This is a genomic window from Bacillus sp. FSL L8-0167 (genome assembly GCF_038630295.1).
In the GTDB taxonomy this organism is placed as follows: Bacteria; Bacillota; Bacilli; order Bacillales; family Bacillaceae; genus Bacillus; species Bacillus safensis.
Genome location: NZ_CP152027.1, coordinates 1,226,685 through 1,249,216, shown reverse-complemented (window position 1 = coordinate 1,249,216; position 22,532 = coordinate 1,226,685). Strand labels below are relative to the sequence as shown.

Annotated in this window: 23 protein-coding genes, 1 pseudogene and 3 riboswitches; of the genes and pseudogenes, 6 read left to right on the top strand and 18 right to left on the bottom strand. The window is 40.5% G+C overall.

Annotated elements, in window-relative coordinates:
* Positions 1-24 precede the first annotated feature (24 nt).
* The 4 genes and pseudogenes from MHB66_RS06340 to MHB66_RS06325 form a co-directional block, all read right to left on the bottom strand.
* Complete coding sequence (locus MHB66_RS06340; protein WP_046310746.1) at positions 25-1,203, bottom strand: anti-sigma factor domain-containing protein; 1,179 nt, start codon at positions 1,201-1,203, stop codon at positions 25-27.
* Entirely contained in the window at positions 1,200-1,955 is a 756-nt protein-coding gene (gene sigI, locus MHB66_RS06335; RefSeq protein ID WP_003210952.1) for an RNA polymerase sigma factor SigI, read from the bottom strand. The genes MHB66_RS06340 and sigI overlap by 4 nt, the downstream gene beginning before the upstream one ends.
* 215 nt (positions 1,956-2,170) lie before the next feature.
* A pseudogene (locus tag MHB66_RS06330) lies at positions 2,171-3,062 on the bottom strand (TerC family protein).
* Positions 3,058-3,164: riboswitch (yybP-ykoY riboswitch) on the bottom strand. It overlaps the preceding pseudogene by 5 nt.
* 77 nt (positions 3,165-3,241) lie before the next feature.
* Positions 3,242-3,856, bottom strand: coding sequence for a DedA family protein (locus MHB66_RS06325; protein WP_034281519.1), 615 nt, complete (start codon positions 3,854-3,856; stop codon positions 3,242-3,244).
* A 246-nt stretch (positions 3,857-4,102) separates the two neighbouring features.
* On the opposite strand from MHB66_RS06325, the gene MHB66_RS06320 reads away from it, so the two are divergent.
* Positions 4,103-6,523 (top strand): EAL domain-containing protein, encoded by a 2,421-nt coding sequence (locus MHB66_RS06320; protein WP_046310744.1) that lies wholly within the window; start codon positions 4,103-4,105, stop codon positions 6,521-6,523.
* A gap of 30 nt (positions 6,524-6,553) precedes the next feature.
* On the opposite strand, the gene MHB66_RS06315 is transcribed toward MHB66_RS06320, so the two are convergent.
* From MHB66_RS06315 to MHB66_RS06305, 3 genes are all read right to left on the bottom strand, one after another.
* Positions 6,554-7,018: a MarR family transcriptional regulator gene (locus MHB66_RS06315; protein ID WP_087975546.1), complete on the bottom strand. Its 465-nt coding sequence runs from the start codon at positions 7,016-7,018 to the stop codon at positions 6,554-6,556.
* A 357-nt stretch (positions 7,019-7,375) separates the two neighbouring features.
* The gene (locus MHB66_RS06310) at positions 7,376-7,540 is read right to left on the bottom strand and encodes a stress protein (protein WP_034281517.1); all 165 of its coding nucleotides are present in this window, start codon (positions 7,538-7,540) and stop codon (positions 7,376-7,378) included.
* Positions 7,541-7,577: 37 nt separating this feature from the next.
* Positions 7,578-7,733: a hypothetical protein gene (locus MHB66_RS06305; RefSeq protein ID WP_087975683.1), complete on the bottom strand. Its 156-nt coding sequence runs from the start codon at positions 7,731-7,733 to the stop codon at positions 7,578-7,580.
* 192 nt (positions 7,734-7,925) lie between these two features.
* Here MHB66_RS06305 and MHB66_RS06300 point away from each other — a divergent pair, with 192 nt between their 5' ends.
* A complete protein-coding gene (locus tag MHB66_RS06300) occupies positions 7,926-8,255 on the top strand; it encodes a MerR family transcriptional regulator (RefSeq protein WP_024424656.1) in 330 nt (109 codons plus the stop codon).
* A gap of 34 nt (positions 8,256-8,289) precedes the next feature.
* Here MHB66_RS06300 and MHB66_RS06295 read toward each other — a convergent pair whose 3' ends face one another.
* From MHB66_RS06295 to MHB66_RS06265, 7 genes are all read right to left on the bottom strand, one after another.
* A complete protein-coding gene (locus tag MHB66_RS06295; protein WP_046310741.1) occupies positions 8,290-8,688 on the bottom strand; it encodes a membrane lipoprotein lipid attachment site-containing protein in 399 nt (132 codons plus the stop codon).
* A 308-nt stretch (positions 8,689-8,996) separates the two neighbouring features.
* Positions 8,997-10,355, bottom strand: a complete 1,359-nt coding sequence (mgtE, locus tag MHB66_RS06290; protein ID WP_024424654.1) for a magnesium transporter — start codon at positions 10,353-10,355, stop codon at positions 8,997-8,999.
* Positions 10,356-10,562: 207 nt separating this feature from the next.
* Positions 10,563-10,727: riboswitch (M-box (ykoK) riboswitch) on the bottom strand.
* Between the two features lie 134 nt (positions 10,728-10,861).
* On the bottom strand, positions 10,862-11,002 hold the full coding sequence (locus MHB66_RS06285) for a hypothetical protein (protein ID WP_003212346.1): 141 nt from the start codon (positions 11,000-11,002) through the stop codon (positions 10,862-10,864).
* A 280-nt stretch (positions 11,003-11,282) separates the two neighbouring features.
* The gene (locus MHB66_RS06280) at positions 11,283-11,801 is read right to left on the bottom strand and encodes a PepSY domain-containing protein (RefSeq protein WP_034281515.1); all 519 of its coding nucleotides are present in this window, start codon (positions 11,799-11,801) and stop codon (positions 11,283-11,285) included.
* A 93-nt stretch (positions 11,802-11,894) separates the two neighbouring features.
* The gene (locus MHB66_RS06275; RefSeq protein ID WP_034281514.1) at positions 11,895-12,584 is read right to left on the bottom strand and encodes a PepSY domain-containing protein; all 690 of its coding nucleotides are present in this window, start codon (positions 12,582-12,584) and stop codon (positions 11,895-11,897) included.
* Between the two features lie 66 nt (positions 12,585-12,650).
* Positions 12,651-14,000, bottom strand: a complete 1,350-nt coding sequence (locus MHB66_RS06270) for an ATP-binding protein (RefSeq protein WP_034281513.1) — start codon at positions 13,998-14,000, stop codon at positions 12,651-12,653.
* Positions 14,001-14,003: 3 nt separating this feature from the next.
* Entirely contained in the window at positions 14,004-14,690 is a 687-nt protein-coding gene (locus tag MHB66_RS06265; RefSeq protein ID WP_034281512.1) for a response regulator transcription factor, read from the bottom strand.
* A 443-nt stretch (positions 14,691-15,133) separates the two neighbouring features.
* Here MHB66_RS06265 and MHB66_RS06260 point away from each other — a divergent pair, with 443 nt between their 5' ends.
* The 3 genes from MHB66_RS06260 (at position 15,134) to MHB66_RS06250 (ending at position 19,446) form a co-directional block, all read left to right on the top strand.
* Positions 15,134-16,093 carry a S8 family peptidase gene (locus tag MHB66_RS06260; protein ID WP_046310737.1) on the top strand — a complete coding sequence of 320 codons (960 nt, stop codon included), beginning with the start codon at positions 15,134-15,136 and terminating at the stop codon, positions 16,091-16,093.
* 113 nt (positions 16,094-16,206) lie between these two features.
* Positions 16,207-16,398: riboswitch (cobalamin riboswitch) on the top strand.
* Positions 16,399-16,547: 149 nt separating this feature from the next.
* A complete protein-coding gene (gene metE / locus MHB66_RS06255) occupies positions 16,548-18,836 on the top strand; it encodes a 5-methyltetrahydropteroyltriglutamate--homocysteine S-methyltransferase (RefSeq protein ID WP_046310735.1) in 2,289 nt (762 codons plus the stop codon).
* 139 nt (positions 18,837-18,975) lie between these two features.
* Positions 18,976-19,446 (top strand): nucleoside deaminase, encoded by a 471-nt coding sequence (locus MHB66_RS06250; RefSeq protein ID WP_034281510.1) that lies wholly within the window; start codon positions 18,976-18,978, stop codon positions 19,444-19,446.
* Between the two features lie 58 nt (positions 19,447-19,504).
* Here the strand turns inward: MHB66_RS06250 and MHB66_RS06245 are convergent, their stop codons facing one another.
* Positions 19,505-19,921, bottom strand: a complete 417-nt coding sequence (locus MHB66_RS06245; protein WP_046310733.1) for an organic hydroperoxide resistance protein — start codon at positions 19,919-19,921, stop codon at positions 19,505-19,507.
* 161 nt (positions 19,922-20,082) lie between these two features.
* On the opposite strand from MHB66_RS06245, the gene MHB66_RS06240 reads away from it, so the two are divergent.
* Positions 20,083-20,529, top strand: a complete 447-nt coding sequence (locus MHB66_RS06240) for a MarR family transcriptional regulator (protein WP_024424644.1) — start codon at positions 20,083-20,085, stop codon at positions 20,527-20,529.
* A gap of 33 nt (positions 20,530-20,562) precedes the next feature.
* On the opposite strand, the gene MHB66_RS06235 is transcribed toward MHB66_RS06240, so the two are convergent.
* From MHB66_RS06235 to MHB66_RS06225, 3 genes are all read right to left on the bottom strand, one after another.
* Positions 20,563-20,991 carry an organic hydroperoxide resistance protein gene (locus tag MHB66_RS06235; RefSeq protein ID WP_041116420.1) on the bottom strand — a complete coding sequence of 143 codons (429 nt, stop codon included), beginning with the start codon at positions 20,989-20,991 and terminating at the stop codon, positions 20,563-20,565.
* Positions 20,992-21,166: 175 nt separating this feature from the next.
* On the bottom strand, positions 21,167-21,337 hold the full coding sequence (locus MHB66_RS06230) for a phosphatase (protein WP_235362209.1): 171 nt from the start codon (positions 21,335-21,337) through the stop codon (positions 21,167-21,169).
* Entirely contained in the window at positions 21,291-22,427 is a 1,137-nt protein-coding gene (locus MHB66_RS06225) for a Rap family tetratricopeptide repeat protein (protein WP_046310731.1), read from the bottom strand. The genes MHB66_RS06230 and MHB66_RS06225 overlap by 47 nt, the downstream gene beginning before the upstream one ends.
* Positions 22,428-22,532: the final 105 nt, after the last annotated feature.

Sequence of the window (22,532 nt, the reverse complement as noted above, 5' to 3'; positions counted from 1 at the left end):
CGCCGGAGCTATTCTGGCGTTTTTTTATTGTTGATATGTGTGCTCATGCCGGTTCTCGCGATAAGGAAACGGTGCACCTTTCCCTTTTTGCTTTGCATGTTCTCTTTTTTGTTCAGCGGATGGATGGTTCTGATCCCTGCCGTTTTTTTTTGCGTGTTTTTCTGCATCACCACGTGATGTACCGTTCCAGTGTCTTCTTTCATCAGGATCAGTTGAGTGATTTTTTTTTTGCTCTTTATCGAAAGAATGATCCTTTTCTTCCTTTATGTTGCTGTCTTTGCTTTCATTATCAGGTTTTTGAGGCTTTTGAACAGATCCTTGCTCTTCCCTCTCTGCCTCCTTCTGCTCTTTGTGCTCAGCTTCAGGAGCCTCTTGATCTGGCTGCATCTCTTCGCTATCGTCTGTCTTTACGTCTTCTTGATTGTCTTTATCTGCTTGTTCTTCTTCATGTTTCTTAGGATCTTCTTCCTTCACAGCATCGTTCTCTGCTGCGTCTTCATCCTTTTTGATGTCTTCATGTTCTTTATTTTGCATTTCTTGATTTCTAATATATGTTCCTGTTGAAATGCCTGCCTTTTGAGCTTTTTCTCTTGTTTCCAGGTCACTTTCCACAGTTTCCAGCTTATAATTGCGTTTTTGATATTCACCAGAAATGGTGTTAATTTTGCTTTTTACGTTTGTTTTATATGTATTGTCCTGCTTGTTTTCATAAACGGTTGAAATATAAATACTTTTAGAATTGTTCACATATCCTTTTTTGTCACAGTCATCTATAATTTCCTGCACGACTTTGGTCATGTCGTTTTTTTCTAAATCCTTCATACTCGCCAGTACTTGCTTTGCATCTTTATTCAGCGGTGTGACACCGATCACTTGATAATTGTGATCAAGCTTCAGCTCAAAGCTTGGATTAATGTCAATTGTCATATACGCATATGCTTTTTGACTTGAGAAAGATGGCATCATAGTAAAAATCACGACAATAATCGCTGCTATTGATAGGATTCCTGCATTTAACGGACGTAAACGAAGCAGGTCAAAAAAACCGGCTCTTTTTCTTTCGAGACGTGATTCATTCGGAAAAGTCACTTCTTGGCCGATTTCATAGTTTTGCTCTTCATATTTTGTCCGCAGAAATTGTCCATCAGGGGTCAGCAGCGTGACATATTTTTTGTTTTTCTCTACTATAATGCCTCTTCTCATGAATTAAGCACCCCTTTAAGGTAATCTTTCAAATACACATAATCACCTGTCATAATGATCGCCATCGCAATGATATATTTTCTATTTCTCTCAATCGTTTTGCGGCTGACTTCCACTAGCTTTTCCAGCTGTTTGACAGGCAATTGTTTTTTCTGAAATAAAATGGTTCTCAGCTCATCGTGTTCAACGAGTGTATGGGCTACTTTAATGGCATTTTGTCTGGCATCTGCATGCTTTGGTGAATGCTCAAGCAGCTCTTGAAACGTGAGACCGTAAACTTTCAATCGTTCTTTAAAATGTTCAATCTCTTCTCTTCTATGTTCTTGTTCAATTAAACGCCTATATTCATTTGCAGAGAGCTCTGCTTCAATCATGCTTTGAGAGTATTCGCCATTCTCACTTTCTTGCAGGTCCATTTGAACCGTTGGCGCATTTCTTGCTTCTTTTCGAATATAGTCAATCACTTTTCTTTTAATAATTAATTCTGCGAAAGCAAGCAGTGAGTTTCCTTTTTCGGCAGAGTATTTTTCTATCGCTTCATTAAAGGCTATTAAGCCTATGCTGAATTCATCATCTTTTTCATCTATATATCGTTTACAAACGGATGAAACCGTCTTAGCGACAAATGGTTTGTATTGCTCTATTAATGCATTTTGCAGTTCGATATCACCTTGTTGAATACTGATAGCCGACTGCTCTAATGTTTGCTTTTTCTTTCCTTTTTTAAACAAAAGGCTAAGCAATGGTTTCACCTCAGTTCTCCCTATATTACTCATTTATGATAGCTAATTTATGAGGGAAGCGCAAAGGAAGAAATGAGGAATTCATTTCCTGTTACTCAATTATGACATGTATGTCACCATCTACTTTACAATGTTTCGTCTAAAAGCAAAGAAATAAGGGGGTATCTCCCCCTTATTTGTAATATACGTGTTATGAAAATGAAATGATATTTCTTTCAAAAAACCTACTCTCCCAGGCGTGCCTCTTGTTTCTCCTCGTTTTCCTGCCCGCCTTTTCTTGATGGACTTGATAAAAACCAGCCAAATGCTGCAATTGCGAGAAGCACTGTCCAGAAAATGACTTTCCATAATGCTGAATGGATAAAATGAGACGATACGACCCCGATGGCTGGATGTGACAGTGTATAAAGCGTGAGCTTCACACCCACCCATCCGACAATGACAAATGCTGCTGTTTCTAGGCTCGGTCTTGTTTTGAGCAGTTTCACAAAGACCGTTGCTGCAAATCGCATAATAACAAGACCAATGATACCGCCTAATAGAATAACAATAAATTGACCGCCATCGAGTCCACCGATTTGCGGAAGACTTGTTTTTGGCAGTGTCACAGCTAAAGCGACTGCCGCTAAAATGGAATCTACAGCAAAAGCAATGTCGGCAAGCTCTACTTTCACGACTGTTGCCCAGAAGCCGCTTTGTTTCATGTTTGTATCTGTTTCCTTTTTCTTAAATACGTGCGATTTTAAAATATGGTGAATGGAAATATAAAGAAGATAAATGGCACCAATGGCTTGAACTTGCCACACATCCACTAAAAACGAAATAAGAAACAGAGAACCAAATCGCATAATAAATGCTCCTGCAAGTCCGTAAAACAGTGCCTTTTTTCTTTGTTTTTCAGGAAGGTGTTTGACCATCACGGCCATGACCAGCGCGTTATCAGCTGCTAAAATCCCTTCTAATCCAATCAGTACGAGCAGAACCCACCCGTACTCTAAAATAATGGCTGCATCCATCATCATTCCTCCTTGTTTTTATCTATTGTCCCACAACAGACAAAGGCTTATGAATGCAAAAAAGACCTTTGCCTGTAATGGCAAAGGTCTTGCTAGACATGTGATATGTAGAATCATGCCAACAAAGCCGATGAACATCAGTCCATGTAATGACGACTTTGTTTCCGGTAAAAACCGGACGCTACTCCCCTTTGGCGGGATTTAGAATATTTAGATTACTTATATCTTAATCAATAGACACTGAATTGTCAACAGGTGACTTTCTGTTCGATCCATTGATTAGGCAGTTGGCGTTTCTGTTTTTCTTTTTCTTCGTTTTATAAATAGGTACAGAACAAACAATAACACAACACCGATCCCAATTGGTAAAAGATAAGGATCTAACATAGCGCCAACCTCTTTCCAGTTCTCCCCAAGCATAAACCCAAGATACACATATACAAACGTAATTGGTGTAATCGCCAAAAACGTATACAGGCAAAAGACCCACACATTCATCTTAGCAATACCGCACGGGATGGAGATCAGTGTTCTGACTCCTGGTATAAACCGGCCGCTGAATGCGACCAATCCGCCATGCTTTTCAAAGAAAGCATCCGATTTATCAAGTGACTCAGGTTTTATAAAAAAGTACTTTCCATATTTATTTAAAAAGGGTCTGCCGCCGTAACGTCCTAACCAGTACAAGGTCAACGGGCCAGCCACGCCGCCAATGGAGCCGGCCGCCACAACACCGATAAAGGCCATGTCCCCTTCTGAGACCCAGTAACCCGCAAGAGGCAAAACCACTTCAGCAGGTACAAATTCAATGCATAATGCGAGGAAGATGCCAAAGTATGACAAGTTCTTAAAGGCATCAGCTAATGAAATAATAAAATCTTCGATGTTTATCAATCCCTTTCACACATAATCATTTGACTGATTCTATCTCTTTTAGAATCACACCATATATTAAACGAATAAAACCGAAGAAACGATTCACTTTTCATCGTTTTTTTACATTAAATTTGATTTTACTATAAAAGAAGGATGAAAAAAACGTTGATTGTTTTATTTAAGTGAAGGAAAGGTGAACACAGAAGCCATTCGATCCGATATATTAAGTATATGTCTGTTTTAAGATACAGGAGGTTTTCTTACATGACCCATTTAACAGGAAGCTACAATGGATGGCTTGTCTTTCTGTCAATCGCTGTCGCCGCTGTCGCCTCCTACTCAGCTCTTCATATAGCCAGCAGGGTAGCACAGTCAAGCGGTGCAAAGAAAAAGGTATGGCTGCTCATTGGTGCAATGATCATGGGAATGGGGATATGGTCGATGCATTTTATTGGCATGATGGCATTTCAAATGCGTGTTGGCATTACATATGATACGTCCTTACTGATTTTATCGATTTTGGCCTCATTTATCGGATCCTTGATTGCTTTTTCAATATGCATTCAAAAGCAGGTCTCTAGAAGACGGCTGTTCATTAGTTCAATCACCATGGGTACAGCTATTTGCAGCATGCATTATCTTGGAATGGAATCAATGGCCAATGTCTCAATCAGCTATGATCCAGTCCTCTTTTTTCTTTCATTTTTCATCGCTGCCATTGCCTCCTACTTTTCATTGAAGCTCTTCTTTCGTGTTGAGCACATGAAAAGTAAACGGAAGAATTATCTTTTAAAGAGCCTTGGTTCAATGTTGATGGGCGGTGCTATAGCAGGCATGCATTATACTGGTATGGCTGCCTCTACCATGTTTTATCATTCAAATGGACAGGCTGCTGCAGGCGGCTATCTTGAAATGTCGCCATTCAGTCTGTCGATTTTCATCGGATTGATGACACTTATTGTTCAAACGCTGATGATCTTTGGTGCCTATATTGATCACCGGATCATGACGCAGTCAGATCAGCTGAAAGAAAATGAACAGCGGTTTCAATCGCTCATCAAACATAATATAGACGGCATTATCGTGTTATCTGTCGATCAAAAGGTTCTTTCTGCAAATGACTCTGGTAAACAAATCTTAGAGTTGTGCAATTCTAAGATTGGTGATGATGTCAGCCAATATGTGATGCCGACTGAGTTGTGGGAAGAATTTATTTCTCAGTCAAAAAAGGCCATCACACGCGAAGCAGAACTGAAAACAGCAGATCGTTTTTATTATTATCATGTCACTTACATACCTGTTCATGTGAACAATTCACTCGACAGCATTTATCTTGTTTTAAAAGATTTAACGCAGCAGCGGATTGCAGAAAAAGAAATTCATGTGATGGCACATTATGATGCACTAACAGAGCTTCCTAACCGCCGCCACGGCATCAATCATTTAAATGATGTTCTCTCCGCTCAAGAAAAGTCAAAAACATCAACAGCGGTTCTGTTTCTGGACTTAAATCGTTTTAAAATTATTAATGATGCACTTGGTCATAACATAGGAGACTTACTGCTGAAAGCTGCCGCAAACAGACTAACGCAATGTTTACCGGACAATGGCTTTATCGCAAGACTTGGCGGTGATGAATTTTTAATGATCTTTCCCCACATGGATCATGATACACATAAAATCGAACAATTTTCTAAAAATATCATCCATCAATTTGAACGTCCTTTTTTCATCCAGAACCATCAGCTCATTACATCGATCAGCATTGGAATCGCTATCTCTCCGCAAAATGGAAAAAACGGGATGGAGCTGATGAGAAAAGCCGATATGGCCATGTATTTATCCAAAAAACATAAGCAAAGCCGTTATGAATTCTTTACCGAATCCATGGAAAGATTGAGTGAGGACAGGTTAAACCGGGAGCTGGAGCTAAGGGATGCCATTCAAAGAGAACAATTTGTCCTTCACTACCAGCCGCAAGTCAGTGCCAAAACAAGAAAAATGACTGGGGTTGAAGCCCTTTTGAGAATGAAGGCACCAGATGGTTCCTTAAAGTCACCTGAGGCTTTTATTGAGCTGGCAGAGGAATCAGGTCTGATCATTGATATTGGCAGATGGGTCATTGATACGGCTGGCAAGCAGGCAAAAATGTGGTATGACGATGGGCTGAAGATTCCTGTGGCTGTCAATTTATCTGCGAAACAATTCAATTCTGAAGACTTAATTGATTTGATCAAGCTGACACTGAAAAAATACGATCTGAAACCGTCACTCTTGGAGCTTGAAGTCACAGAAAGTATGACAATGGACAATATCAAGCAATCAAAACAGGTGTTAACGTCGCTGAAACAGCTTGGCGTCCGCATTAGTATTGATGATTTCGGTACAGGCCACAGCTCATTAAGCTATTTAAAGGATTTACCGATTCATCGACTGAAAATTGATAAATCCTTTATAGAGGATATTTTAAGTGATTCAAAGTCTGAACAGATTACAGGGGCTATTATAGCGATGGGACATCAATTATCTCTCGAAGTGATAGCAGAAGGTGTTGAAACATTTGCACAGGCTCAGCTATTATCTGCCCAGGGCTGTGACGACCTGCAAGGGTTTTATTATGCCAAGCCGCTGCCAGCAAGCGATATTGAAAAATTCATCGCCTATCCGGCGCTGCTTGACACATAAAAAAGGTGCCATCATTGGCACCTTTTCGTTTTATCTAAATAATAAATGCTGACTGTGAATACCTGCTTTTTTCAATAGACTAATCAATTGCTCTTGCTCTTCACGCGTCAGACCAGAGAATGCACGCGCAATCCGAAGAGAGTGGATCGGATAAATCTTGTCAAGATAGCTTCGCCCTTTTTCCGTTAAATGGGCATAAACAGACCGTTTATCCTTGGGGTCCTGTTCTCTTTCAATGAAACCATTTCGTTCTAATTTGTCAATTACGTACGTCACATTCCCGCTGACAAGCAGGAGTCTTGAGCCGATTTGCTGAAGCTTTTGAGCACCTCTTGTGTACAGTAATTCAAGAACGGCAAATTCAGTTGGATTGAATCCATGCTCTTTGCTGTCTCTAATACTGTGTTCTGAAACGCTTTTAAATGCTCTTGCAAAAACCTTGTAAAGCGTCATTGAGCGTTCTACTTCTTCTTCATTAAACGATAGTCTCATCACATATCTACCTCTTATAATATTTTTTTAACTTCAAGGCTGTCTTGCGGTGCAGTTGGAGCCTTTCGTAAAAAATAGAAGTACGTTTTTGAAAACCCTTTCAACCACATAAGTGACTCCATTCGTGTTATGTATAAGGTTTCGATATAAACTTTTAAAATCCTTCTTATTTTTCACAATCATCTCGAAAAAAAGCTTTTTCAGCAAACCATCAAGATGCGACACACTTTAACAAAATCTGTAAAGAATCTATGGTTTCTTACACTTCATTCGCCAAATTTCTACAAAATTCAATATTGCTATAATATTAAACACAAAAAAAGAACCCTTTATGTGACATACGCACATTTCAAGGGATTTTTACAAATAGCGCTCTGTTTTGTTGAAAAAGAAATGATACTCTTTTTTTAAGTCACTAATTGTCATGTCCTTGGCCGCATCAGGGCTGTAAACCCCTAATGAACATAGCTGCTTCGTATAATAATGTCTTTCCTTTGCTAAAGCTTCTTTTAATATACGCCGCACCGATTATCCCTCCTATCAAGTGATTTGGATCGGGTGCTTATGAAGACTTCTTATACAAATCATTTTGCATGGCTCTTAGAAGCGCATGTGCATTCTGACCTGCAGCCTGCATGAATTGCTCAAGCAATTCATCCCTCTTCACATCTAATGCGATGATTTCTTTTGCCATACGAATGATCTGTGCTTGCTCCATCATATGCTCCTCCTCCTATGTCAACTCACCATGATTATATGCCGCCGTAAGATGTATTGCACACTCCCTGTTATCTTTCCTTCCATGGTTTTTTCATTTTTTTCGTTTTTGTGTTATATTTTCTAACAAACGATAGGTTTTTTTCCTTCTCGTTCTATATAATATGAAGAAAAGACTTGCAGGGGTGAGTATATGACGCAGGAAGATGTATCTTATAAAGATAAAAAAGTCATTTCAATCGGGATTGTCAGTGAGCTAACAGGGCTTTCCGTCAGGCAAATCCGATATTATGAGGAACGTAAACTCATTTACCCCCAGCGGTCAACAAGAGGCACACGGAAATATTCTTTTGCAGATGTTGAACGTTTGATGGACATCGCCAATAAACGAGAAGACGGTGTGCAGACAGCTGAAATTTTAAAAGACATGAAGAAAAAAGAACAAGCGCTAAAAAGCGGACAATTTAAGAAAAAAATGCTGGAAGGCCAGATTAACGCACACTTTCGGTATAAAAATCGTTAAACAAAAAAAGAATCGCTCTTTTGAACGATTCTTTTTATTTAGAGGAAGCTTCAGTACCTTCTACAACCCCTACAAAGTCAATCAGCACGCCACCTCTTTCAGGATCTTCTTTCACCCGCAGGGCAAGTGCCTTTTTCTTCCCGGTTTTTGCTTCTTCATAATTCGCATGAAATACATGAATGCTGGCTTCTTCCAATTGAAAATCCTCATAAGAAAGCGTGTCTATGCCCCATTCTTTTTTCAGTTTCAGAATGTCATCTGGGCTCGGGACTGCGCCTTCGACGTAGATGTCTTCCATTTTTCTTTTATTTCCTTCGGTGATGGCTTCAAGCATATGCTCTGCAGCCACTAGCCTTCGGTCTTTCCCCTCGTCCTCCCTTTGACATGCACTCAGCAAAAACATACATATCAAAACGAATAAGAATTTCTTCATGTTTCTCTCCCACCTTCTCCTTAAAATGTAAAGGATGGAAGCGCTATATGCAATCTTTATACAAAAAAAGACTGTAAAACGTCATGTTTTACAGTCTTAGATTGTGGACAAGGGGCTAAAATGATGTTTATTTTAGTCCTTTGTCTACCTTTCAGCGCGATCTGAAAACCTTTGAAGTCTAGGAAGGACGAGTACCGGAGCGGAGCGAATTGAACATTCGTGAGCACCGGCACGCAAGAACTGACAACGAATGCAAGGGTTTGTCGGCGCGCTGAGACTGTAAAACGTCATGTTTTACAGTCTTTTTGCTACATGAGTGTATGAAGGAAAGCTGTCGCAATACCAAAATAGATGAGCAGTGATAAAATATCGTTCAATGTTGTAATGAGCGGCCCAGATGCAATCGCAGGGTCCACGTTTAATCTGTGTAAAATAATAGGCACGATCGTACCTGCCATCGTTCCAATAATCAGTGTGGCAAGCAGTGATGAACCAACAACAAACCCTAAAATCATATTGCCCTGCCACACCATTGCGACGACTGTAATAATGATGGAACAGACAATCCCAATGTAAATACTTGTTCGGAGCTCTCTAAAAATCAGGCGCATAATGGTTTTTTTCGTTAATTCTTCTTTTGAAAGTCCTCTAATGACGACCGCAAGCGACTGTGTGCCTGTATTCCCTGTCATTCCGGCAATCATTGGCATGAAGAAGGCTAAGGCGACGACTTGCTGAAGGGTATCTTCAAAGTAATTTAAAATACTGCCTGAAATCAGCCCAATGAATAAGAGCAAAATGAGCCACGGGAGACGCCGGTATGCTGCCACAAAAGCGGGCGTGTCGAACGTAATATCTTTACCAGAGGCAGCGAACTTTTCATAGTCTTCTCCTGCCTCTTGAATGACGACATCAATGATATCATCGACTGTGACGATTCCGACCAGGACATTGTTCTCTTCTACAACAGGAATGGCAAGAAAATCATACCGTTCAATCAGCTTTGCGATTTCCTCCTGATCCTGAAAGGCTCCAACGGCAATGACTCTTGTAAACATAAGATCCTGCACTTTTTCATCTGGTTCACCTAAAATGAGATCCCGGTACGACAGAACCCCTACAAGCTGCTTTTGATCATTAATGACATATAAATAGTTGATCGATTCTGCAATTTCAGCAAAGCTTTTCAGCTTTACAACTGCGTCCTGAACCGTATAGTGCTGAGGAATCCATACGTACCGGTTGGTCATGATCCGGCCTGCTGTCTCAGCAGGATAATTCATGAGAAGCTGGACGGCCTTTGATTCCTCTGCCTCCATGTTTGATAAAAGCTGATCTTTCAGCTCATCATCCATTTCATCAAACAAGTTGGCTAGGTCATCGTTATCCATTTTGTTTGTGACGAAGGTGGCTTTGTCTTTTCCTACTTTTTCAAGCACAATTTCTTGGTATTCGCGCTCAAGCTCACCCATCATTTCCGTCACATCATCGATTGTTAAAAAGCTGAGGAAACGGCCGCGGTGTTTTTCCGGAAGTTCTTTAAATAAATAGGCCATATCATATGGCTGAAGTTCTTCCATAATGTTTTTAAATTCTTTGCGTTTGCCATCTCTTAATAAAATAATGATTCTTAAAATGAGTTCATCGTACGTAATGTTCTGTATCATCGCTGTTACCTCCCCAAAGTCAGGAGATACCCGAATCCCTTAGAATGTGCGGGGTCAGGATCTCCTCTGTCTGATGCGTCAATCTGATCTTTTGACATACTCTCTATGTGTCTCGAATCGGGATGATCCATCCCCACACCTCCTTTTCTCATAAAAAAGCACCTTCAACCGAATGAAGGCGCTTTGTAAGCATGACAAAATAAACACTTGCTCCTTCAATCGTAGAGCTTTAGCACTGTATGGCATAGGAAAAAATCCAGCTGCATTAAAAATCACCTTATGTCGATGATTTCTGTTGACCCATTGGCGTCTTTGGACATTTTTGGGCAGCAGCGTATCTCCATACAGGAGCCTCACCTAACGAAGTCTCATATTGTTAACACACTGAGATTACAGAAAAAGCGGAATGATGTCAATAAGCAAGATGCCAAGTATCCTTATGTATTCGCTTACTTTTCAAAAAAAAGAGCGATAGACAGCTCAGCCATCGCCCTTTTCATGTCTTTTTATTCCTCTTCCGGCTGATTCATATCCTCTTGGGAGAGGAGATGAAAGGAATCATGCAAAAACAAAGCATATCCTTCTCCATCAGGATGCGGAACGTATTCCGCGTGATCCATTGTTTGCTCTTCTTCTTTTTTCTTCATATTCTCTCGCCTCCTTTCCCGTAGTTTGTCCCAATGAAAAAACCTTACACATGAAAGTGTAAGGTTTGCAGATTGTTGACAAAGGGCTAAAATGATCTTTATTTAGCCCTTTGTCTTCTATTCAGCGTGATAGAAAACCTTTGCAGTCTAGGAAGGGCGAGCACCGGAGCGGAGCGAATTCGACATTCGTGAGCACCGGAGCGCAGACCTGACACCGAATGCGAGGGTTTGTCTACACGCTGAAAACCTTACACATGAAAGTGTAAGGTTTGGTCATAGCTTAATCATCCCATTCTTGCTTCAGGATTTTGCCTGTTTTAGCGGAAATCTCAAAATCAACTTCCTCGCCGCTTGGTGTTGTGATTTCAATTTCGTAAATGTACACACCATTTTCTTTATCTAGATCAGAATCAGTGACTGTGCCTTTTACTTTTGCAAGAGCCATTTTTTCAGCCTGTTTTTTCGTGATCTTCACGTTCTGTTTCTTTTCTTTGACTGGATCATTCATCGCTTTTCCAGTTTTTGCATCGACATATACTTTATATTCAAAGCCGCCTTTTTTGATCTCGACCTCATACACCCATTTTCCTTTTTTACGCTCAAGATCCACATCATCCACATAGCCTTTCACCACTTTTAAGGCTGCTTTTTCAGCTTGTTTCTTTGAAACAAATGACGATTTCTTTTGCACGACTTGCTCGGCGTTTGCTGTTTGATTTGTATTTTGCGCTTGAAGTGTGAAACCACCTGCGACAAGAGTTCCCGTTAATGCTGTAGCTACTAGTACTTTTTTCATCATGTTCAATTCCTCCTCTGTTTGATTTCTTCTCTATCTTAAGAAAACAAGATGATAAAGGAAGGAAAGAAACATGAGAATATCATGAGAAAAGGATTAGTTTTCGTACGTAATGCCCTCAATATCCCCTGTATAGGCGTTCACAAGCACCTCCGCCTCTCTGCCGTCAGGCAAATCCAGCTCCACCTCAAATACGAGCATACCGCTGAATGTTTCAAGATCAGCATCATCCACTGTTCCGCCAACTTCTTTGACGGCAATTTGGATGGCTTCCTCGACAGTAATTTTCGTAAGCTTCTTTTCTTTAGAGGTTGGTTTTTTCTTTTCTGCTTCAAGCACCTTAAATGACTGTTTGTCGACCTCGACTTGATATAATTCTTTTTTTGATTGGATGGTAAAAATGAAACGATCTGACGTCTCTTTTTTTTGAATGACAGTTCCGCTCACCTTTTTAACAGCCGCCTCTTCTGCCTGGAGCTCAGCATTTTTTTCATTTGGCTTTTGATAGCTTTTTAACTGTCTAATTTCTTTCATTTGACCGCTTGCAGAAGATGCAATGATTTGATAGATGCCATTTGCATTTTCCAGCGTCATTGTATAGTCCTGTTTATGATTGATTAAATCAATATGTGTAATGTTTCCATTGTAGTCTTTTGCGATCATTTTTTTCATTTCTGCTTCACTTAATATTTTTTGATCAATGGTTTGGATCATGAGCATTGCAAAGGCCGCAAGAATCACAAGACATCCTGCGAGCGCAAGCACCATTTTCGTTTTTCTAGACATGCAGCGCCTCCTTCCTATTTCCTATTTTATAAGGAGGAAATGAGAAATTGATGAGAAAAGACCCATTTATTTCTGAAAAAGAATGGTCATGGCTGTCCCTTCGCCGATACGGCTGTCTACCTTCAGCTCGGCCTCATGTTCTTCTGCAATTTGCTTCGCAATTGAAAGACCGAGTCCGGTTCCGCCCGTCTCACTGTTTCTCGCTTCATCCACGCGGAAAAAGCGGTCAAAGATTTTCGGCAGATCCTCTTCTTTTATGCCAATTCCTTGATCAATCACTGAAATAAATGGCTTGTCTTCTGCCCATCCGCAGGTCACATCAACTGGCTCTCTGCTATATTTGACCGCATTATCAATTAAGATGGTCAAAAGCTGTTTGATTTTCTCTTCGTCTCCTTCTGCGATCAGCGGCTGATCTGTCTGCACATGAGATTGAATCGTTCGATTGGTAGCCACTTCAAGTGTATGACAAAGCTGCTTGCACAAATGACCAAGATCAACCGGCTTCATATCCAAGTATAACGGCTGACCGTTTTTCGCCAATGTCAATAATTGATCTGTCAGTCTTTTCATTTTTTTCGCTTCATCATGAATCGCTTGGGAGGATTCTTCTACAACCTCTGGACGTGTTTGCCCCCAGCGTTTGAGTAAATTGCTGTAGCTCATAATGACGGTAATCGGTGTCTTCAATTCATGGGAGGCATCATGCAAAAATTGCTGTTCTTTTTCATAATGCTTCTCGAGAATCTCGGACATTTCATTAAAGGTTTGTCCCATTTGATATAGTTCGTCCTTTGAATCGCCTGTTAATTCAATTCGTTTAAACGCCTTCTCTTTCATACTTGCCTTCATGGTATTCGTCATTCTGCTAATCGGCCGGACAATTTGCTTTGTTAAAACGTGGCCTGCAAAATAGGAAAGCACAATAAACAAAACGCCGGTAGCGATTAAAATCATTTTTAATAACGCTAAGTTCTCTTCCGTATTTTCGATTTCTTCATATACTTGAAGCGACATAATCTCACCATTTGTCCAAATGACCGGAATAGCAGCGAACGCAATCATATGCTTATTGTATTCTTTGATTTCTGCTGTCTGGCCAGATTCGTATGTAAAAGGCAGTGAGCTAAACGTTGATTCCTTTGTGACAGTCAGTTTTGACTCTCCCGTTTCTGTCACGACTCGGATCATACCATTTTGAGGCAGGTACGCCTTCAGCAGCTCCGAGGACGGAAGACCCTCTTCCTCTGATTTTTTTAAAGCAATGGCAATATTTTCAGCCACCTCAGACAAGCGGGACATATCTTTTTGCGTCAAGGTCATCGAAAAAATAAAATAAATGGCTGTATGAAACAAGAGCACCATTAAAAACAAAGACAACGACGTATAAAGCTGAATCTTATTTTTTAATCTCATTCTTTATCCTTTCATCACATAACCCACACCTCTCACTGTGTGAATCAGCTGTTTTTCGAATGGGTAATCGATTTTTTTCCTTAAATAACGGATATAGACATCTACCACATTTGTATCACCGAAATAATCAAAACCCCAAACCGCTGTTAAAAGCTGATCTCTTGTGAGCACTTGCTGCTGATGGTTCAATAAGTGGACAAGCAGGTCATATTCTCTCGGTGTGAGTTCAAGCATTTGCCCAGCCCTTTGGATTTCTCTTGTTTTCTCGTTGACCGTTAAATCTGCTATGCTCAGCTCTGTCTCCTTTTCTTCTTGTGCATGTATATTCAACCTTAGCTGTGCGCGAATTCGCGCTAATAATTCTTCTATGTCAAAAGGTTTTGTTATATAATCATTCGCCCCAAGATCGAGCCCGCTTACCTTATCAGGAACACTTCCCCTTGCTGTAATCAAAATAATAGGTGTCGCTGTATTTGTTTTCCGAACCCTTCTCAGCACTTCAAGACCGCTTAACTCTGGAAGCATGACGTCAAGCAGCACCAAATCGAAGCTGTCTTCTTCAAGAGCCTGAAGCCCGTCCATTCCTGTCTCTTTGACTGTCACTTCATATCCTTCATATTCAAGTTCAAGTGACAGTACCCTTGCGATTTTCTTTTCATCTTCGACTACGAGTATCTTCCCTTTGTTCATCTCTATCTCTCCTATCTAAAAGGCAAGCTTGTCTTTCCATTATTATATGTTGCCTTTCTCATTTGGAACAGTCACAATCTTCACATCTATTTTTTTATGGAGGGAATTATTTTTGAGAAAAAACATTTAACTTAATCCTTCTTCTCAATTTGTTACTTCATCTCATTATTTTTTAGTCTGCCTCTTTTAGTTCTATTCACCCATTTTCATCTGTACAGGTGCAACCTCACTATGCAGCATTTCCTTCTTTTTCATATGATATCAAGAGTTTTCTTCAAAAGGTGAGCTCTTTCGTCAATATGTGAGGAGAACTGCACTTTTGATAATAGATTGATTATTTGAAAAATTATTACAATCGACCCTTTCCGATCAAAAGTTTCTTTTATACAATAACATTATGCAGCCTGAATCTACTTTGAAAACAAAATAAGGAGGGCTTTCTTATGAAAGGTGAAATTCGCTTAATTCCGTATGAAGTAAAAGCCAATGTGATGGAAGCGAAAGAGACGCCGAAAAGTATTCAGGAGATTAAAGCACCCGAACTTTGGTCAAGTGGCTTCAAAGGAAAAGGCATAACCATTGCTGTCCTTGATACAGGCTGTGACACAGAGCATCCCGACTTAAAAGATCAGATTATCGGTGGGAAGAACTTTACCGATGATGACGATGGAGATGCTGAAAATGTAAAAGACTATAATGGGCATGGTACCCATGTAGCAGGAACGATTGCCGCAACCGATCAAAATGGCGGAATTTTAGGGGTTGCCCCTGAAGCCAAGCTGCTCATCGTGAAAGTTCTTGGCGGTGAAAATGGCAGCGGAAAATATGAGTGGATCATTGATGGCATCAACTATGCCGCAGAGCAGAAGGTGGATATTATCTCTATGTCTCTCGGTGGTCCAAGCAATGAGCCTGCCCTGCAGGAAGCCATTCAAAATGCGGTAAAAAGCGGTGTGCTTGTGGTGTGCGCAGCAGGAAATGAAGGGGACGGGGACGAGCGTACGGAAGAGTTCTCCTACCCAGCAGCATACAATGAAGTCATTGCCGTCGGTTCTGTTTCCCTTGCTAGAGAATCCTCTGAATTTTCTAACGCCAATAAAGAAATCGACCTCGTCGCTCCAGGAGAAGACATTTTATCCACTCTCCCTAACCATAAATATGGCAGGCTCACAGGGACTTCAATGGCCGCCCCTCACGTAAGCGGTGCACTAGCCATTATTAAAAACGCCGAAGAAGAAGCGTTCCAGCGCAAGCTGACAGAGCCTGAGGTTTATGCTCAGCTTGTCAGAAGAACCCTTCCATTAAAACAGTCGAAAGCCCTTGTAGGGAATGGATTTTTATATTTAACTGCGCCTGATGTCCTTTTAGAAAAAACATTAGAAGCAGATCTTTTATCTCTATAGCTTAAATAGAGGTCCTGAGAAAAGATAGAATTTTCTCAGGATTTTTTTAATTAAAATTATTCAAAATTTACTTTGACGAAATGAAGTGAACGTTATATAATCGAACACAATAAATTCATAGTTTGAGAGTCGGTAATTCGATTACACGTCGAATTTTAATTGGGAAGACCGGTGAAAATCCGGCGCGGTCCCGCCACTGTGAGTGAGGAGAGCTTTTCTCAGGAATCCACTGTCATTAGGATGGGAAGGATGAAAAGCTTGCAGATTCACCAGCCAGGATACCAGCCGCTCTATCACATCAAACCCCCTACGGTTGATAGGAGATGTCGGAAAAGCGTCAGTGATACTCACGCCTTATTTCGCACACACATTTTGTCTTTTAAACCAGACATTTACCTCATCAATCATGATCATGAGCGTAAATGTCTTTTTATATTTAGAGGAGGAATTGGAATTGACAATTGTTAAAACAAGTAATCTAGGCTTTCCGCGCATTGGTTTAAACAGAGAATGGAAAAAAGCACTTGAGTCTTACTGGAAAGGTCAAACAGACCGCGAAACCCTCTTAAGCACACTGGATGAACAATTTTTAACTGCCATTAAAACACAAATCGATCAACAAATTGATGTTGTTCCTTCTGGAGACTTTACCTTCTATGATCACGTGCTGGATACCGCTGTTATGTTCAATTGGATTCCAGAGCGCTTCCGCAGCTTAAAAGACCCGCTAGATACATACTTCGCGATGGCAAGAGGAACAAAAGATGCCGTCTCAAGTGAAATGACAAAATGGTTTAATACAAACTATCACTACATCGTTCCAGAATACGAAAAAAGCACAGAATTTAAACTCACACACAACAAGCCGCTTGAAGCTTACGAAAAGGTGAAAAAGGCGTTTGGTGTTGAAACAAAACCGGTTGTACTTGGTCTATATACATTTGTCTCACTTTCTAAAGGTTATGAAGCAAATGAAGTGAAAGAAATCCAGCAGCGTCTAGTGCCGCTTTATACTCAGCTTTTAAAAGAACTTAAAGAAGCAGGCGTCAAATGGGTTCAAATTGATGAACCTGCACTTGTCACAGCTTCCAGTGAAGACGTAAAATCCGTAAAAGAAATTTATCAAACGATCAAAGAAGCCGTACCTGGCTTGAACATTCTTCTTCAAACATACTTTGATTCAGTAGATGCGTATGAAGAGCTTGTCACATATCCTGTTGAAGCAATTGGTCTTGATTTTGTCCATGATCAAGGGCGCAACCTTGATCAAGTGAAAAAGCACGGCTTCCCGAAAGATAAAATTTTAGCAGCAGGCGTCATTGATGGAAGAAATATTTGGAGATCAGACCTTGGCGAAAGATTATCCTTTATTTCTGAAGTCATTGCTGACGTTCAGCCGAAAGAAGTGTGGCTGCAGCCATCAAGCAGCTTGCTGCATGTGCCAGTTGCCAAACACCCAAGCGAACAGCTTGAAGAAAAACTATTAAACGGACTGTCTTATGCCACTGAAAAGCTGGCTGAATTGACATTACTAAAAGAAGGTTTAACAAAAGGAGCAGCTGCCATTGATGCTGATATTAACGAAGCAGCACAAGCACTTCTTACCTTAAAAGAGTTCGCAAAAGGAACAAATGCGGATCTAACAGCGGAACGCAACAATCTTTCATCGAAAGATTTTAAACGTCCAGCTGCCTTTGAAGAACGCCTACGTATCCAAAACGAATCACTTGAGCTTCCGCTTCTTCCAACAACAACAATTGGCAGTTTCCCGCAGTCTGCCGAAGTGCGCAGTGCTCGTCAAAAGTGGCGCAAAAATGAGTGGACAGATGCAGAGTATGATGAGTTTATTAAGAAAGAAACAAAACGATGGATTGATATTCAAGAAGAAATTGGTCTGGATGTGCTCGTACATGGGGAATTTGAACGTACAGACATGGTTGAATACTTCGGTGAGAAGCTAGCCGGATTTGCCTTTACAAAATTTGCTTGGGTACAATCCTATGGATCACGCTGCGTGAAGCCGCCAATCATTTATGGAGATGTAGAGTTTACAGAGCCAATGACAGTGAAAGAGACGGTATACGCACAAAGTTTAACAGAGAAAAAAGTCAAGGGCATGCTGACAGGACCTGTTACCATCTTAAACTGGTCTTTCCCAAGAACGGATATCTCTCGCAAAGACATTGCTTTCCAAATTGCTTTCGCTTTGCGTAAAGAGGTAGAAGCTTTAGAAGCAGCTGGTATTCAAGTGATCCAAGTGGATGAGCCTGCGCTAAGAGAAGGACTTCCGCTCAAAGAAAGTGATTGGGCAGAATATTTAAACTGGGCAGCAGAGTCATTCCGTTTATCTACATCATCCGTTCAAAATGAAACACAAATTCATACACATATGTGCTACAGTAACTTCGAGGATATTGTCGATACAATCGAAGACTTGGATGCTGACGTGATTACAATTGAACATTCACGCAGTCATGGCGGATTCCTCGATTACTTAGAAAAACACCCGTATTTGAAAGGACTTGGACTAGGCGTTTATGACATCCATAGCCCGCGCGTTCCATCTGTTGAAGAAATGAGCGAGATCATTGATGATGCGCTGAACGTTTGTCCAACAGATCGCTTCTGGGTGAATCCGGATTGTGGTCTAAAAACTAGACAAGAGCCTGAAACCATTGCTGCTTTGAAAAACATGGTCACAGCTGCTGAAGTCGCTCGTAAAAAGCTGGCGCAGCACGCTTAATTGAATGTCTCTCCCCTGCTGAACGCGGCAGGGGTTTTTTATGCGTAATTTGGCCTGTTCGATCTTCTACTATGATGATTTCTTTTCTAGCATGATTCGTTTATACTAGAGAAGTCAGTCGAACAAAGGGAGGAAGACAATGAATCACGAAGATTTTTTACAACGAGCAATTGATCTTGCAGTAGAAGGAGTCAATAGTGGTACTGGCGGCCCTTTTGGAGCAGTCATTGTCAAGGATGGTCAGATTATTGCAGAGGGCAGCAACAACGTAACAACAGCAAATGATCCAACCGCACATGCTGAAGTCACAGCCATTCGAAAGGCGTGCCAGACGCTGAATACATACCAATTAGAAGATTGCACTCTATACACAAGCTGCGAGCCTTGTCCGATGTGCCTTGGCGCTATTTACTGGGCTAGACCAAAAGCTGTGTATTTTGCCGCTGGACATCAGGATGCAGCGGATTCTGGTTTTGATGACTCATTTATTTATGAAGAAATCAACAAAGAATACGAATCAAGAAATATACCATTTTACAAGCTGACACCTCAAAAAACCCTTGCGCCATTTGAAGCATGGGAAGCATATGAACAAAAGAAAGAATATTAAAAAAGAAACACCTGCTCATCAGCAGGTGTTTCTCTTTTCAGCGTGATAGAAAACTTTTTTATTCAGTCACTTCAAGCTCTACTTCAATGTTCCCTCTTGTTGCTTTTGAATATGGACAGAATTCATGTGCAGCATGGACAAGCTCTTTCACTTTGTCATGATCATGACCTTTCGCAGATACAATCAGCTTTACGCCAAGCTTAAAGCCGCCGTCACTTTCATCTTTTAAAAGACTGACATGTCCTTCTACTTCCGATTCTATTTCTATCCCTTGCTTCTTGGCTACCTGCTCAAGTGCTCCTCCGAAACAAGCTGCATAGCCTGCTGCAAATAATTGCTCTGGGTTTGTACCAGTCTCTCCATCTTTCTTAGCGTTAGGCATGACAATGTTATGATCGAGCACACCATCCTCTGAACGAACATGTCCAGCTCTTCCATGCTGCGCCTTTACTTTTGCTGTGAATAATGGTTTCATCTTCATCTCCTCCTTCATCTATTCATCCTTTTCACGTTCTATTCAATTCTCAAACATTGATGGCACATTGAAGAATTTTTCATTTTTCGTCTGTATTTATTTTAAAAAGGAAGAAAATCTTATACAATGATAAGTATGACAAAAAATAGTTGGTGACTGACATGACAAATGAATTTGAACATATGAAGCTGGAAAATCAGCTTTGTTTCTTGTTATATGCAAGTTCACGAGAGATGACGAAGCAGTATAAACCGTTATTAGAAGAATTAAACATTACGTATCCGCAATATTTGGCACTGCTTTTATTGTGGGAGCATGGAACATTAAATGTGAAAACGATGGGAGAGCTTCTCTATTTAGACTCCGGTACACTCACGCCCATGCTGAAACGAATGGAGCAAAACGGACTCATTATCCGAGAACGTTCGAAAGAGGATGAGCGGTCTGTGCAAATTCGTTTAACGGAATATGGAGAGCAGCTAAAAGAAAAAGCCACTGCGATTCCGTCTCACATGCTGACTGGGACAGGAAGATCGGAAGAAGAGCTAAAAACACTGCGTGCCTCTTTACATGAGCTTTTGCAAAATTTAACACAATCAAAAGGCTGAGGGAATGTTCCCTCAGCCTTTTATTGATATCTATTATTGTGCGACAGCTACTAGTTCTACTTCGATGTTTCCTTGAGTTGCTTTTGAATATGGGCATACGCCGTGCGCTTTATGAACAAGTTCTTCTAATGCAGACTGCTCAATTCCAGTTCCCTTTACTTCTAATTGAACACCTAGTTTGAAGCCGCCATCTGAACTGTCTTTTAATAAGCTGACATGTGCTGTTACTTCACTTTCAAAACGGATACGCTCTTGTCTTGCTACCATTTGAAGGGCTGAATCAAAACATGCAGAGTAGCCTGCTGCGAATAATTGCTCTGGATTTGTTGCTTTTTCAATTTTTTTTGCTCTTGGTGTTCCAGGCATTGCTACATCATGCTCAAGTACACCATCTGTTGAAACAACCTTACCTTCTCTTCCTCCGACAGCTGATACCGTTGCTGTAAATAAAACGTCTGACATGAATATAACCCTCTTTCTCTCCAATAATATTTCCTACAATTGAATTGTACACAATTTAAATTGTAGAGTCAATCAGTAAATACTCTTTTTTAAGTTTTCCTCCTCGTTTCCTTTTTATGAGCATGTCCCGCAGAATGGTGTTTAGGCAGTAAAAAAAGCCCTTTAACAAGGGCTTTTAGATCGTGTCGTGCTGCGGATTCGGTTGTTCCAGCGTATGGTTTCTGTTATCTGGGTCGGCATTTGCTGCTGCCAGCCACAATGCCATGATGGTGATGCTTGTACAGACGACTGCCCATTTTTTAAAATTCATATAAACAATCCCCTCTCTGAATATAGATTCGAGCATGTTCCGCTTCCCCATAGAACATGGAAGATTTTTCATAATCCCCCATTTCATTATAATACTTTGCGGTATCTAATGCCAGTTCCTCTATATCTGGATATGCATAGACAGACTCTAAAAAATGGAAAATTCGTTTGATATGCTCAGCATCTCGTCTTAAATACAATGCTTCTAGAAATATGGTTTTCTGAAGATGAATGTCATCTTGAAGAGCTTCTGCTCGCTTCATACATTCTTCTCTGTAGTGTAATGCTTCTTCGTGTTTTCCTTGTTTGTATAATATCTGAGCGGCTGTATAAAGAGGGTCTATAGATCGACGAAGATGATCGGATTGATTTTGATCAAATAACGAGATGGATTCTTTCATTAATTCGAGTGCGCGGGTCAAGTCTCCCATTCGGTAATAACTGTTGCCCATATTAAACAAAGAGGAGGCAATAAAACGCACATTCTGAAACTCTCTTGATCTCGCAAGTGCTCTTTCGAGATGTGGTAATGCTTTTTCATGCCTTCTCATATCATCGTAGTTACCTGCCACAATAAATTCACACTGAATCGTGCGAAGCGCATACAGTTCATGCTGAACATAAACATCCAGCGCTAGTTTGGCATGGTGCATCGAGATATGTGTTTGTTTCATGTGATAATATATTTCTGACATTTTAAAATGAAATTCCGCACGTTCAATATCATCTGATACAAAAGAAAGCTTGTGCTCTGCCTTTTGATAAGACGATATGGCAGCAATATACTCCCTCCGCCCGAATTCATACATGCCTCTAAAAAAATGATAGTAGTATTCAAGCATGCCTGTGACATGCGTTTGATGCTCATCTATTTCTTTCGAAAGCTCGGAAAAGTTGGCGCGAAGCTTTCCTTCCTTTAATGGCTTTAAATAATCGAGCATGACTTCATGCCTAAATTCCATTAAAGAAAAATAGAGAAGCAAATTCTGATCTTCTTCCATTGAATCAAGAGAGGTGCGAATTTCCTGTTTTAACTGTTCTGCTTGTTCTGAATCAAATCTGCGGATTAATTCATACCACTTGTTGATTTTCACTCCAATATCCGAAGAGGGAATGATTTTCGCCATACGTTGCCTTCTCCAATCTTCTCAAAATATAAAACATTACCATATTTTATCATACTTGACCGGAGAAATACAAAAATGAAAGGAAAAAGAGAGCCTGTTGTCACA

Coding starts and splice junctions, on each gene's coding strand:
- MHB66_RS06225 (WP_046310731.1), bottom strand. CDS start 22,427: ATGGCGAAAATCATTCCCTCTTCGGATATTGGAGTGAAAATCAACAAG.
- MHB66_RS06340 (WP_046310746.1), bottom strand. CDS start 1,203: ATGAGAAGAGGCATTATAGTAGAGAAAAACAAAAAATATGTCACGCTG.
- MHB66_RS06275 (WP_034281514.1), bottom strand. CDS start 12,584: ATGTCTAGAAAAACGAAAATGGTGCTTGCGCTCGCAGGATGTCTTGTG.
- MHB66_RS06280 (WP_034281515.1), bottom strand. CDS start 11,801: ATGATGAAAAAAGTACTAGTAGCTACAGCATTAACGGGAACTCTTGTC.
- MHB66_RS06245 (WP_046310733.1), bottom strand. CDS start 19,921: ATGAAACCATTATTCACAGCAAAAGTAAAGGCGCAGCATGGAAGAGCT.
- MHB66_RS06230 (WP_235362209.1), bottom strand. CDS start 21,337: ATGCTCGAATCTATATTCAGAGAGGGGATTGTTTATATGAATTTTAAA.
- MHB66_RS06235 (WP_041116420.1), bottom strand. CDS start 20,991: ATGTCAGACGTTTTATTTACAGCAACGGTATCAGCTGTCGGAGGAAGA.
- MHB66_RS06240 (WP_024424644.1), top strand. CDS start 20,083: ATGACAAATGAATTTGAACATATGAAGCTGGAAAATCAGCTTTGTTTC.
- MHB66_RS06260 (WP_046310737.1), top strand. CDS start 15,134: ATGAAAGGTGAAATTCGCTTAATTCCGTATGAAGTAAAAGCCAATGTG.
- MHB66_RS06250 (WP_034281510.1), top strand. CDS start 18,976: ATGAATCACGAAGATTTTTTACAACGAGCAATTGATCTTGCAGTAGAA.
- MHB66_RS06265 (WP_034281512.1), bottom strand. CDS start 14,690: ATGAACAAAGGGAAGATACTCGTAGTCGAAGATGAAAAGAAAATCGCA.
- mgtE (WP_024424654.1), bottom strand. CDS start 10,355: ATGATACAGAACATTACGTACGATGAACTCATTTTAAGAATCATTATT.
- MHB66_RS06270 (WP_034281513.1), bottom strand. CDS start 14,000: ATGAGATTAAAAAATAAGATTCAGCTTTATACGTCGTTGTCTTTGTTT.
- MHB66_RS06285 (WP_003212346.1), bottom strand. CDS start 11,002: ATGAAGAAAAAAGAAGAAGAGCAAACAATGGATCACGCGGAATACGTT.
- MHB66_RS06295 (WP_046310741.1), bottom strand. CDS start 8,688: ATGAAGAAATTCTTATTCGTTTTGATATGTATGTTTTTGCTGAGTGCA.
- MHB66_RS06320 (WP_046310744.1), top strand. CDS start 4,103: ATGACCCATTTAACAGGAAGCTACAATGGATGGCTTGTCTTTCTGTCA.
- MHB66_RS06300 (WP_024424656.1), top strand. CDS start 7,926: ATGACGCAGGAAGATGTATCTTATAAAGATAAAAAAGTCATTTCAATC.
- MHB66_RS06305 (WP_087975683.1), bottom strand. CDS start 7,733: ATGGAGCAAGCACAGATCATTCGTATGGCAAAAGAAATCATCGCATTA.